General features: G+C 62.1%; 9 protein-coding genes and 1 pseudogene. All 10 read left to right on the top strand.

From position 1 onward, the window contains the following. Positions 1-8 precede the first annotated feature (8 nt). The 10 genes and pseudogenes from CVV65_RS15080 to CVV65_RS15030 all read left to right on the top strand — a co-directional run bounded on the left by CVV65_RS15080 (position 9) and on the right by CVV65_RS15030 (position 12,294). Positions 9-848, top strand: a complete 840-nt coding sequence (locus CVV65_RS15080) for an Rpn family recombination-promoting nuclease/putative transposase (protein WP_100668837.1) — start codon at positions 9-11, stop codon at positions 846-848. 97 nt (positions 849-945) lie between these two features. After that, positions 946-1,221, top strand: a complete 276-nt coding sequence (locus tag CVV65_RS15075) for a hypothetical protein (RefSeq protein WP_100668836.1) — start codon at positions 946-948, stop codon at positions 1,219-1,221. A gap of 388 nt (positions 1,222-1,609) precedes the next feature. Continuing rightward, entirely contained in the window at positions 1,610-3,073 is a 1,464-nt protein-coding gene (locus CVV65_RS15070) for a Wadjet anti-phage system protein JetA family protein (protein ID WP_100668835.1), read from the top strand. A gap of 3 nt (positions 3,074-3,076) precedes the next feature. Next, entirely contained in the window at positions 3,077-3,685 is a 609-nt protein-coding gene (locus CVV65_RS15065) for a DUF4194 domain-containing protein (RefSeq protein WP_100668834.1), read from the top strand. Beyond that, positions 3,654-7,064 carry an ATP-binding protein gene (locus tag CVV65_RS15060; protein WP_100668833.1) on the top strand — a complete coding sequence of 1,137 codons (3,411 nt, stop codon included), beginning with the start codon at positions 3,654-3,656 and terminating at the stop codon, positions 7,062-7,064. The genes CVV65_RS15065 and CVV65_RS15060 overlap by 32 nt, the downstream gene beginning before the upstream one ends. A gap of 33 nt (positions 7,065-7,097) precedes the next feature. After that, entirely contained in the window at positions 7,098-8,378 is a 1,281-nt protein-coding gene (locus tag CVV65_RS15055; protein WP_100668832.1) for a Wadjet anti-phage system protein JetD domain-containing protein, read from the top strand. After that, positions 8,288-8,722, top strand: a pseudogene (locus CVV65_RS15050) (M20/M25/M40 family metallo-hydrolase); the annotation flags it as partial. The gene CVV65_RS15055 and the pseudogene CVV65_RS15050, both read left to right, overlap by 91 nt. Beyond that, a complete protein-coding gene (locus tag CVV65_RS17225) occupies positions 8,719-10,869 on the top strand; it encodes an energy-coupling factor transporter ATPase (protein WP_232796643.1) in 2,151 nt (716 codons plus the stop codon). The pseudogene CVV65_RS15050 and the gene CVV65_RS17225, both read left to right, overlap by 4 nt. 3 nt (positions 10,870-10,872) lie before the next feature. After that, positions 10,873-11,709, top strand: a complete 837-nt coding sequence (locus CVV65_RS15035; protein ID WP_100668831.1) for an energy-coupling factor transporter transmembrane component T family protein — start codon at positions 10,873-10,875, stop codon at positions 11,707-11,709. A 30-nt stretch (positions 11,710-11,739) separates the two neighbouring features. After that, positions 11,740-12,294 (top strand): ECF transporter S component, encoded by a 555-nt coding sequence (locus tag CVV65_RS15030; protein WP_100668830.1) that lies wholly within the window; start codon positions 11,740-11,742, stop codon positions 12,292-12,294. The last annotated feature ends 181 nt before the right edge of the window (positions 12,295-12,475 follow it).

Here is a 12,475-nt window from a genome sequence, read left to right as displayed (position 1 = left end):
TGAACCGGATGGAACTGCTCAGTCCCAAAGTCGATTTTGTCTTTAAGCGGATTTTTGGCACCGAGGAAAACAAGGACATCCTGGTTAGTTTTCTCAATGCGGTATTCGAAGATTCCGGCCAGCCGCTGATCGCCGATGTGGAAATTCTGGATCCGTTCTTGCACAAGGACGCCCTGCTGGACAAGGAATCGGTGTTGGATGTCAAGGCACGGACGGAGTCGGGCATGCTTGTCGATGTGGAAGTGCAACTGTGGAACCGGCAGGACATCGAGAGACGCACCTTGTACTATTGGGCCAAACTGTTCGAGAGTCAATTGGGCGAAGGTCACGGGTACTGGGAACTGCACAAAGCCGTGACGATCAATGTGGTGGATTTCAACTGTATTCCCACAGACCAGTACCATTCGACGTTTCACCTGCGCGAAGACCGGACGGGAATTCAGTTTTCGGATCTGGAAGAGATTCATTTTGTCGAACTGCGAAAGCTGAAAGAACAGTCGGTGGGCCTGGAACGGCGGTTGGTGCGCTGGATGCTGTTCTTCATGGCGAAATCTAGAGAGCAACTGGAGGCATTGGCGGAGATGGATCCGGCGATCAAAAAGGCGAAAACGACGCTGGAGTTTCTCAGTCAGGACGAGGAAGCGCGGCGGCTGTACGAGCAACGGCTGAAGTGGAAAATGACCTACGAGGCGGAGATTCATGGGGCGAAGGAAGAAGGAAGGTTTGAAGAACGAAAGAAAGTAGCAAGCAATCTTCTTCGCATGGGACTTCCGGTCGAACAAGTGGCGGAAGGAACAGGACTTAGCCGTGAAGAGGTCGAAGCGATCCAAAAAGAACTGGTGCAATAGGAAAAAGTTCAGCAAACCCGGTCACATGCGGCCGGGTTCTTTTTTTGTGAACACAACGGCGGGCAACCGCCGAACATCCAAAAGGGAGTGGTTAGGAATGGCCGACATCATTTCGCTCATGAGCGCGGAAGGTTACAGGGGGCGGCACAAAGGTTATTCGTGGTCGGAGATTTTCGCGGCGATGCAGTATCGGACGGTGCTGGAACTGGAGGTTATGGGGATCGAGGAACACGAACTGAACGGCGAAAACATCCGGTGCTGGGTGCTCGATTTCGGTGAAGGAGTAAAGGAGATTGTTCCACGAATGGAATCCGGCGTGGAAGGAAACCAGATGTTGGATTTTGTTGGGAAGCAAATCGGTTCATGGTGTTGAGAGCAGATCGGGAAACTGGGAATGTGGTTTGCTCGCGGGCCAAGGCGATGGCAATCATGCAGGAGCGAACGCTCAGAACCCTCAAGGAAGGTGACCGTCACAACGCTGTGGTGCGCACGGTCACACCCAGGACGAGGAAGTACCGGTAGAAATCGTGTCGATCAACAAAGAGAGCGGAAACGTTAAGGTCCGAATCCTGCATTCTGCAAGGGGCTGATTTGTTGCGCATGCCGTATAGCCTCGTGCATCAGGACAGTCACCCTTCTGCCGCGGGCGCAGCCGTGCGTAGGCTTGGTATGCGACTTGAAGCCTTGCAGGAGACCTGCAGTTGTCCCGTTTGTTACAATAGTGGCAAAGGAACAACGGCGGACGGGAGGCCGGGGAGATCATGAACCTGTTCGATGTGGTGCCGGAACGCTTTTTTGCGTTGTTAACGGGGCTGAACAAACATCTTTATGCGGAAGCGGCGCTTCTGATCTACGAACATTCGCGAAACGAGCGATTCGGGATCCGGGTGGACGTGATGCGCGACCTGTTCCAAGAGCTGGTTGAGACCCGGATGGAACAGGGCTGGGACATCTCCCTCGACGAAGAAGAGGGGGAGACCGAGGGCGGTGCGGTCCAAGGCCACGGCCAAATCACCCTGGAAGAATGGTCCCGGGCCCAGGCGGGCGCCCTGATCCGGCGGTTGGCGGCCTTGAAGTGGATCGACATCGAAGTGCGCGACCAATTTCAGGAATACATCGTCTTGCCCCATTACACCAACCGCATCCTGGCGCTGTTCAAAGACCTGTGCGAGCAGCGGGCGGTGGAATACCAGCGTTTTGCCTTTGTCACCTACGGCATTCTCACCGGCGAAGAAGCCAAACTCCGGCCCTGTTTCGCCGTGCGGGAGGCTCGGGAGTACACCCTTCAGTTCGAGCAGGAGTTGATAACCCTTTACCAAAACATGAAACACCACATGGAACAAGTGGTGCGGCAAGAAACCATCCAGGATGTGCTGGACCACCATTTTGACGTTTACAAATCCCAGATCGTCGACAAAAACTACCACCGCCTGAAAACCTCCGACCACGTTTCGCGCTATCGGTTCTACATTCTGCAGACGGTGCAAGAGTGGTTACTGGACCGGGAACGGATGGAGGAAACGGTTGACGACGGGATCCGCAACGATTTTTACAGGACCCGGGAGGAGGCGGAAGCGGATATTCGCGCCGCCTTGTATTTGATTGAAGAAACGTACGACCGGCTGGAAGAGATTTTGTACCAAATCGATCTGCGGCACAACCAGTATCTGCGGGCTTCCTACGATCGCGCCCGGTACCTGAGCCAGCAGCAGCCGGGGCTGGACCGGGAGCTGGCCAGGACTATCGTGGGGCTCGCCAGGTGGGGGGACCGGTGGCCGGGGGACGGCGGGATCGGGTCGGGGTTGTTTCGCCTCGTCCGTGTGGAAGGGGTGGCGGAAGGCTCGCTGTATACCCCCCGGAGCAAGCGGCGGGTTCATCAGCCCGCCGTCCACGTGGTCCAGCCGGTGCCGGAGGAGGTGCGGGAACGGATTCGCCGGGAAAGTCTGGCGCGCCTCCAGGCGGCCGTCACCAGGCAAAAAGTGGACCAATACGTCTTGGCCCGGCTGGGCGAGCGGAACGAAATGGAGCTTGCGGAACTGGCGCCGACCGGCCTGGAAGAGTTTGTACTGCTGGCCTACACGTACCTGTACGGCCAAGACGGCGCCTCTTCCTTCGAACTGAAGCGGTCCCCGACGCGGCAGATTCTGGAGATCGGGCCTTTTCGCTTCCAAAACCACCGCATCGTCCGCAAAGTCGCCGGGCGGGGCGGTTCCAGGGGGATGTGACCCATGTGGCAACCGGATGTGAGCGAACAGGAGCAGGAACGGCTGCGCTCCCTGATCAACCGCCTCATCGCCGTCAATTTTCTGGTGAAGGAGAAGGAGCGGGAAGCGTATCTGCTGGTGCGCCGCCACCGGGAATGGCTGGAGCGATTTTTTCGTTTTCTCGGCTGGGATTTGGTGGTGGACGAGCGGCACGAGTGCGTGTTTGTACACGCCCCCGACGCCGGCCTGCGCCGCAGGCTGAACCGGGAACAGACCATTGGGTTTTTGGTGCTGCGCCTGATCTACGAGGAAAAGCGGCGAAGTTTGTCCCTCAGCGCTACGCCGGTGACCACCGTGTATGAAATCCGCAGCAAATACGAGACATTCCGCTTGCCCTGGCTGAACCGCACCCAACTGGACCAATTGGTCCAACTGTGCACCCGGTACCAGTTGTTGGAGGTCCTTGACGACAACATCCGGTCGGACGAGTGCCGTCTGCGGTTGTACCACACGTGGATGTACGTCGTCGACACCCGGGAGCTTTCGGTGATTGGGGATAAAATTGAACGGTTTGCCGGGGCGACGGAGGGAGGGTTCCTCGATGAAATGGATGAAACGTCTGCGGCTGATTAACTGGCACTATTTTTACGACGAAACGGTGGAGTTCGGCAAACAGACCCTGATCACGGGGAAAAACGCGGCGGGAAAATCCACCATCATCGACGCCCTCCAGGTGCTGTTCGTGGCCGACCAGCGGCAGATCAAGTTCAACGCGGCCGCCCACGATGAGGCGAAGCGGACGATGATCAACTACCTGCGGGGGAAGATCGGCACGGACCGGCAGACCTTCGTGCGCCACGGGGATTTCACCACTTACATCGTCGCGGAGTTCTATGATGCACACAAGCGGGAGCCCTTCGTGGTGGGCGCGGTGATCGACGTTTTCGGCGACCAGGATTTCGAGCCGGAATATTTTATCCTCTCCGGCGTGCGCCTGGAGGAGCTGGAGTTCGTCGGGCCCTCCGGCGAGCTGCTCAACCGGGAGGCGTTCCGCAGACGCTACGGGGGGAGCGGGCGGAACCGGGCGATTTTTGAGCGGAACAAGTCCACCTATCAGCGGGCGCTTTTGGCGCGGATGGGGCAGGTGCACGAAAGATTTTTCCGGGTGTTCGTCAAGGCGCTGTCGTTCCAGCCGATCCAGGACGTGCGGACCTTTGTGTACGATCACATCCTCGACGAGCAAAAGCTGCGGCTTGATCTGTTGAAACAAAATTTCGAGATTTACGAGCGGTACAAGCAGGAGCTGGCGGAGCTGGAACGGCGGCGGGACAAGCTGCTCGCCGTCCGCGAACGTTACCAGGAGTACGCCAAATGGCGGGATATCGTGCTGGAGCAGGATTACGTGATCCGCCGCCTCAAATGGGAGCGGGTCCGGGAGGTGCTGGCGGGACTCGAACAGGAACTGCGCAGATTGGACGAGAAGCTGGAGGAGGCCGAGGGCGAGATCGCCCTGGCGAAGGCGAAGCAGGAGGAAGCCCGGGAGGATGCCGAGGCGGCGCTCCAGCGCTGGCAAACCCATGAGGCGGAGCGGCGGAAGAAAGAGTTGGACGCGATCATCCGGGAGCGGGCGAACAGCTTGGCGGAGTTGAGGCGGCGGCTGTCCTCGGCGGTGGACAGGCTGGGGCGGGAGCTGGAGTTGCTCGGCGGGCTGGCCGGCTGGTCCGCTTGCGACGGCTGGCAGTGGCGGGAGGGCGAGCGGGAGGTCCTGGAACGGGTGCGGGAGAGCCTGGCGGCGGTGCACGGGCGCCTGGCCCGGGAAGAGCGGGTGGAGGGCGCGGTGGGCGCCGCGCTGGCGGAAGCGGGGGAACGGCTGGCGGATTTGTACCAGCGGGCGGTGATCGCCGCCGACCGGGTGGCCGAACAGGTGCGGGAGGCGGAGGAGAGAATCGCCGATCTGGAGCGGGTCATCCGCAATCTGGAGCAGAAAAAGCGCCCGTATCCCGAGTCGGTCGAGCGCCTCAAGGCGATGTTGGAAGCGCGATTGGGGCAGCGGTCGCCGGTATGGATCTTTTGTGAGGAGATGGAACTCAAAGACGAGGCGTGGCGGGACGCCGTCGAAGGGTACCTGAACACCCAGCGGTTTGACCTGCTGGTGGAGCCGCGCGCCTTTGTCGAGGCGCTTTCCGTCTACGAGTGGGAAAAATGGGCCCATCGCCTGGAGGGGGTTGGGCTGGTGGACACGGACAAGGAGAGGAAATACCTGGGCACGGCCGAGCCCGGTTCCCTGGCCGGGGAGCTGGAGGCGCCCCACCCGGTGATCCGTGCCCACGTGGAACATCTCCTGGGCAGGGTGATGAAGGCAGCCGACGAACAGGACCTGCGCCGGTACCGGACGGCGGTCACGAATACGTGCATGGTGTATCACAACCTGGTGGCCCGCCAGATTCCGAAACGCCATTACGAAGTGCCGTACATCGGGGCGAAGGCGATCGCCAGGCAATTGGAGATGCGCCGTCGGGAACTGGAGGACCTCCGGGCCCGGCGGGAGAGGCTGGCGGCTGCCCGCCGGGAACTGGACCGGTGGGCCGAGCGCCTCCGGGACAAGCCGTCCCTGTACGCCGCCCTGGCGGAGCAGACTGCTCTGCCGGCCGAACTGGACGCGGTCAAGGGCGAGCTGGAGGCGGCGGAACGCGAGCGGGAGGCCCTTTTGGCGTCCGATCTGTTCGGCCAGGTCGAGCGGTTGAAGCGGGAGTACGAGGCGTGGCGGCAGGCGGAAAAGGAATGGGGCGCGCGGTACGACCAGTGGGTCCGCCGGCAGGCCGGCCTGGAGGCGGACCGGCGGCACATAGAAGAGCAGGCCGGGCGGCAGCGGCAGGCCGCCCAGGAGGCCGAAGCGGAATTTCAGGCGTGGCGGCTGGAATATGGCCCCGAGGCGGAGAACCGGGCCCTCGCGAGGTGGGAGGATGCGGTCCGCCAGGGCCTGCCCCTCGCCCGCAAGCTGGAAAACTGGGAAAACAACCGGAAGGGCAACGAGACGCGCCGTAACCAGGAGTGGGACGCGCTCCGGGAGCTGAGGCGGCAGTACAACATGGAGTACGGCTTCGACGGGCCGGTGGACAGCGAGGACAACGGGGCCTACGAAAGCCTGCTGCACGACATCGAGCACCTCAACTTGCCGCAATACCGGGAAAAAGTGGAACAGTCCCTCCGGGAGTCGGAGGAAGAGTTCAAATCCCATTTTGTGTTCAAATTGCGGGAAGCGATCCATTTGGCCCGCCGGGAGTTCGACGAACTGAACTACGCCCTGCGCCACTTCCCGTTTTCGGAGGACCGCTACCATTTTGAGGTCACTCCGAGCGAGCGGTACAAAAAATTTTACGACGCGGTGATGGATCCCTTGTTACTAGAGCGGGGGTCGCTGTTCGATCACCTCCAGGAGGAGAGGGTCCAGGCTCTCCACGAACTTTTTGAAACCCTGGTGCGCGGAGAGGCGGGCGATGTGGAAGAGTTTACCGATTACCGGCGCTATCTCGATTTTGACATCGTCATCACCTCCCGGGACAGGCGCACCCGATTCTCCCATGTGTTAAGGGAAAAATCGGGCGGGGAGACGCAAACGCCGTTTTATATCGCCATCCTGGCGTCGTTTTATCATCTGTACCGTTCGGGGAAGACGGTGCGGTTGGTGGTGTTCGACGAGGCGTTCAACAAGATGGACGAACAGCGGATCCGGTCGAGCCTGCGACTGATCAAACAGATGGACCTGCAACTGATCGCCGCCGTGCCGGACGAGAAAATGCAGCACATGGTGTCGGAGGTAACCACCACCCTGATTGTGACCAAACAGGATGACCGGTGTTTCGTCGACCTGATCGAGCGCGGAGAGGAAGGGGCCGTTGTCGACCCTGCGGCGGGTGTCGGGGCGGAGGAGGATGTGGAGCGGGAACTTTCGTCGGGGAGGGGAAACGGGGGGCGGGAGGAACCGGTGCCACTCCAGGAGACGCTGTTTTGACGGGAGGCAAACGGGTGCAGGTGAGGTGAGGGCATGGGGCCGCTGGATCACGAACAGCCGTTCAAAACCCGCTTTCAGAAGCGGCTGCTTTCCTATCTGCTGGACAAGTACGAGCGCAGCCGGTCCTTTCAAAGCGGCGGGGCGTCGGGGCTGCGGCCCCAGTTCGCGATGAAGGAGAGCCCGTTTTGGGCGGAGTACAGCGACGAGATGGATTTCCGCAAGCGGGACTGGATGAACGAGGTGCTCCTAGACCTGGAGCGGCAAGGGGTCGTGTCCCTCGTATGGGATCGGTTCCGGGAAGGGGAGCTGCTGGCCAAGGTCTACTTGGAGTGGGACGGTCTGGACGATGCCTACCGCCTGGCGGGGCGGGAGCCGAAGCTGGCGAAGCTGAAGCGGCTGCGGGAGATTTTGCGGCCGCTTCAGTCCCACCCGTGGGAATGGGTGCGCCGGTTCTGGCGGGAGACGGACGACCGGCTGGCGAAACGGCAAAATCCCGGTCTGGCGCTGGACGATCCGGAGGGGTATGCTGATCTGGTGCGGGTGCTACAGGCGCTGCCCGGCCTGGACGAGACGGGGGTTCCGAAGCGGCAGTTCAGTCAAGCGCTGTTCCGGGACAGCAAACATTTCGAGCGGCGCGTCGAGCGGCGGCTTGTGGGCCTACTCCGCGCCTGGGGCGAGTTCGAGATGGAGACGGAGGAAGCGTATCTCGACAGCGTGGGGGTTGTCGAGAATCCCAGCAGCGTCTGGCTGAACGGGCCGCTGACGTTGGTCCTTGGGGACCGTCGGCTGGAGACGGCCGGTTTTGTCGGCGGGGTGGGTTTGTCCGCCGCCACCGTTCAGAAGATGGAGGTGGAGGCGGTGGGGGCCCAACGGATCGTGACCATCGAAAATCTCACCAGCTATCACCAGTGGGTGCAGGAGCGGGTCGGCCGTTCCGAGCTGGTGGTGTACACCGGCGGGTTTCCCCACCACACCTTGCAGTTGTTTCTGAAGAAATTGGCTGCCGCAGTGGCCCGGCAGTCCCCCGAGCTTCCGGTAGGCCACTGGGGCGACGTGGACCTTGGCGGGATCAGGATCTTCCAGTTTCTCAAGACCCAGTTTTTCCCGCGGCTGCAGCCAATCATGATGGATATTCCGACCCTGGAGGCCCACAGGGAACGGGCGGTTCGCGCCGACGACAAGTATGTGGAGAAAGCTCTCGCAATGCGGGACGACCCCGGTTTTGCCCAGTGGGGCGAGGTGCTGGACTGGATTGCAAAGAGCCGGCTGCGGCTGGAGCAGGAGAGCATCGTCGACATCCCGGCGGACGTGTGAAACGGCCGGAAGGGGATCCGGATTTTTCGGCTTCCTTCCAGGTGCTTGATGATCGGCCGTGCACCGAGACCGACCCCGGGGACCCCGTGGTGCGCGCCGTGGCGGAGGCGTACCGGGCGGTGACGGGACGGGAACCGGTCTACAACGGCGTGCCCGGGGCCACGGACGGGACATTTCTGCACGCCTGGGCGGGGATTCCCGTGGTCACCACCGGAGCCGGCAGCCGGACGCTGCCCCATCAGGTGGACGAGTATGTCGACGTGGAGGAACTTGTGATCACGGCCAGGATGTACGCCGAAGCGGCACGGCGCTTCCTGGCCGGATCAGGGGCGGGGGAATCGTGAACGAACCGTTGATTCGCGTGGAAGACGTATATTTTTCCTACGCCGACCGGGAGGATCGACCGAAGGCGGTGGGTTCCCCGGACGGTGCCGAACCGGGGGAGGGTGCCGGATTGACGACGGGCGGCGAAGATCGTCAGTCGACCGATCGACAGCCGGGCCGCCGGCAGCCCGCGGAAATCCAGCCCGAGACGGATACCGCGGACACGGACGGTCTGGTCCTGCGCGGAGCCTCCCTTGAGGTGTTCCCCGGGGAATTCGTCGCGATCCTCGGCCATAACGGGTCGGGAAAATCGACGCTTGCCAAGCACCTGAACGGCCTGTTGGTACCCCGGAGGGGCGCCGTGCGGGTGGCGGGGCTGGATACCTCGGACCATCGGAATATTGGACAGATCCGCCGCATGGTGGGCATGGTCTTTCAACACCCGGACAATCAGATCATCGCCGCGACGGTGGAAGAGGATGTGGCTTTCGGTCTGGAGAATCTCGCTCTTCCCCGGGAGGAGATGCGTCGGCGGGTCGAGGACGCCCTGCGCCGGGTGGGAATGTGGGAATACCGGCACCGCTCCCCGCATCACCTGTCCGGGGGGCAAAAACAGCGGGTGGCCATCGCCGGGGTCCTTGCCATGCGCCCGGCGTGCATCGTTCTGGATGAAGCCACCAGCATGCTGGATACCCCCGGCCGGGAGGAGGTCATGGCGGCCGTTCGCGAGCTTCGGGCGGCGGGAGTGACGGTGGTGGCCGTCACCCACCACATGGAAGAGGCGGCCTTGGCCGACCGCATCGTCGTGATCCACGAGGGCCGGGTGGTGATGCAGGGGCTTCCGGAGGAAGTGTTCGGTCGGCGTCAGGAGGTTTTGGCCGCGCTCCACTTGGACGTGCCGGCGGCGGCCGCCGTGTCCCGCCGGATCGCCGAGGTGCTCCCGGGGTTTCCGATGTGCATTCGAACCGAGGAACTCGTCCGGGAGGTGGAGCGGCGGGTGAAGTCCGGCAGCACCGCTATCCGCCAATGGGATCTACCCGGTGAAGGGCGATCTTTCCGATCCGGACCCTCCATCCTCCACGCAGCCGGCTTCCCCGAGGGCCGGCCGACCACGCCCCGATCGGATGTGCCGTCGGGGGGCGGTGCGGACCGGAGTGCGGGAGCCGGGATGGACCGAGGACCAGACGCCGGGATGGACCGGGGTGCGGCGGACGGGGCGGGCCCAGGGACGGAGGACGGGAGGAACCGGGGGGCTGGACACCGGGCGGACGAGCGCCCCGGCAAATCGGCTGACCCGATCATCGCCGCCCGGGGCCTCGGCTATGTCTACATGAAAAAGACGCCCTTGGAACACCGGGCACTTCGGGACGTGACCCTCTCGATCCCCCGGGGTGGCGTCACCGCCCTGGTTGGACACACCGGATCCGGAAAATCCACCTTGGTGCAGCATTTTAACGGTCTAATCCCCGTCCAAGAAGGGCACCTGACGGTGGATGTATCCGGATACGCCGACCCGCGGCGGGATTGGAAAATCCTCCGCACCCGGGTGGGCCTGGTGTTTCAACATGCCGAAGACCAACTGTTCGAGCGGCTGATCGGGGATGATGTGGCGTTCGGGCCCTGGCAGCTGGGACTGGCCATCGATGAGGTCAGAGAGCGGGTTCGCCGGGCCATGGAGATGGTGGGGATTCCTTTTGAATGGAAAGATCGGCCGGTATATGCCCTGAGCGGCGGCCAGCGGCGGAAAGTGGCCATCGCCGGGGTCTTGGCCCTGCGCCCGGAAGTGCTTGTGCTCGACGAACCCACGGCGGGCCTCGACCCACGTTCCCGGGACGAACTGCTCGAGCATTTGCTGCGGTTGAACCGGGAGGATGGGGTGACCCTGGTGTTCATCACCCACAATTTGACCGAGGTGGCCCGGTTCGCCGACCAGGTCATCCTTATGGAGGGAGGGACAGCGGTGTGGTCCGGTTCGCCGGATGAGCTGTTTGACGACCCGCAGCGCTGTGCGCGGTGGAATGTGGGTGTCCCTCCTCACGTCGAGGTGGTGCACCGTCTCCGGGAGCGGGGTGTTGCCGTTGAGGCTGAGGGCTACTCTCCCGATGCGGTGGCCGAGGCGTTAATCAGACGGTTGCTGTCGGAACCGGGCGTCGAGGTGGGGGGATGAGCGGTGAGCAGTTTTGAGTTGACCCGGTATGTCACCATTGGACAGTATATTCCCGCAGATTCGGTGGTCCATCGCCTGGATCCCCGGGTGAAAATCATCCTTTTCGCTATGCTGGTTTTGACGGCGGCATTTGCGTCGACGTACACCGGAAATGTCGTCATGGCAGCGGCGTGTCTGCTGGTTCTGATCGTGTCCCGGGTGCCGGTGGGCTACGGCCTGTCGGGATTGCGTCCGGCCCTGCCTTTTGTGGTGGTGCTGTTCATTCTGCAGGTGCTGTTCTTGGGCAAGGGCCCAGGAACGGTGGTGCTTTGGCAGGCGGGATGGTTCAGTGTCACCGCCGACGGACTCAAAATCGCCGTGGTGGCGGTGATGCGATTTTTGGAAATCCTATGTTTGGTCAGTGTTCTCACCCTGACCACCACGGTGAACGATCTGGCCCGGGGCACCGAGGCCCTGCTCCGGCCGCTGGCCCGGATTCGGTTTCCCGTTCATGAAGTGACCTTGATCCTGACCATCACCGTGCGCTTTGTCCCGACATTTGCCATGGAAATGGAGAAACTGATGAAAGCCCAGGCCAGTCGGGGGGCGGATTTCGGGCATTTTCGCTGGTGGCAGGTGGTTCGGCGCACGAAACAGACGTTTCCGGTCATCATTCCATTGTTTGTAAGTGCGATGCACCGCGCCGAGGATCTCATCACCGCCATGGAAGCCAGGGGCTATGTTCCGGGCGCCCGGCGAACCACCTATACCGAGTATCGGATGCAGGCCCGGGACGGGGCGGCGGCGGTCTTGGTGGTCGCCTTCTGTGCGGCCATGTGGTTGATCCGGTTTCCCGTGTAGCAGGCTCCATCATTTCACGAGAGGAAGGTAATGGGCATGAAACAGAAAAGTGTGTTCACGGTCCGCCAAATCGTGGTCAGCGGCGTTCTGGGGGCCATTGCGGTGCTTCTGGGTGTGACGCAGTTGGGATTCATTCCGGTGCCCACCGCGGCCGGACACGCCACCATTATGCACGTGCCGGCCATTATCGGGGGGATTTTGGAAGGCTGGGTGGTCGGCGGCATTATTGGATTGATTTTTGGGATTTCGTCGTTCTTGAATGCCACGGTGCCCCTGTTCAAAGATCCGTTGGTGGCGATCCTGCCGAGGTTGTTCATCGGTGTGGCGGCCTATTTTGTCTATCGGGGGCTGCGTCGGTGGAATGATCCGCTGGCGGTGGGGGTGGCCGCTTTTGTGGGCTCCGCGACCAACACGGTGTTGGTTTTGGGCATGGCCGTAGTGAGAAACTACATGTCCCTCGGGGTGGCCGCGTCGGTGGCGGTGTTGAACGGCCTGCCGGAAGCGGTGGTCTCGGTGATCGTGACCCTGGCGGTGGTGCTGGCCTGGAAGCGGGTGGACCGGCGATCGTCCAAGGCGCGGATCTAGGTCGGCCGGTGCCTGCGTGCGGGCACAAAAGCGCGGCGAATCGGCCGACGCAATCCCCATTTCGGTGTGAACGGTGTGGGTTTTAGGCACATGCTGACACGGTGGGGGCGATGAACATTTTAAGGGCCGGACCGGCCCGGTTCGCCTGTTCCGCGGTCTAAGTGCCTGGGAGTCGGTCAAA

This window comes from Kyrpidia spormannii (genome assembly GCF_002804065.1).
GTDB lineage: Bacteria > Bacillota > Bacilli > Kyrpidiales > Kyrpidiaceae > Kyrpidia > Kyrpidia spormannii.
The sequence above is the reverse complement of the archived record's forward strand: the minus strand, read 5'-3'. Positions and strand labels throughout refer to the sequence as shown.

Bases quoted from the DNA above. Each gene is read 5' to 3' on its own strand.
- CVV65_RS15060 (WP_100668833.1), top strand. From the start codon at position 3,654: ATGAAATGGATGAAACGTCTGCGGCTGATTAACTGGCACTATTTTTAC.
- CVV65_RS15080 (WP_100668837.1), top strand. From the start codon at position 9: ATGGAACTGCTCAGTCCCAAAGTCGATTTTGTCTTTAAGCGGATTTTT.
- CVV65_RS15065 (WP_100668834.1), top strand. From the start codon at position 3,077: ATGTGGCAACCGGATGTGAGCGAACAGGAGCAGGAACGGCTGCGCTCC.
- CVV65_RS15030 (WP_100668830.1), top strand. From the start codon at position 11,740: ATGGGCATGAAACAGAAAAGTGTGTTCACGGTCCGCCAAATCGTGGTC.
- CVV65_RS15075 (WP_100668836.1), top strand. From the start codon at position 946: ATGGCCGACATCATTTCGCTCATGAGCGCGGAAGGTTACAGGGGGCGG.
- CVV65_RS15055 (WP_100668832.1), top strand. From the start codon at position 7,098: ATGGGGCCGCTGGATCACGAACAGCCGTTCAAAACCCGCTTTCAGAAG.
- CVV65_RS15070 (WP_100668835.1), top strand. From the start codon at position 1,610: ATGAACCTGTTCGATGTGGTGCCGGAACGCTTTTTTGCGTTGTTAACG.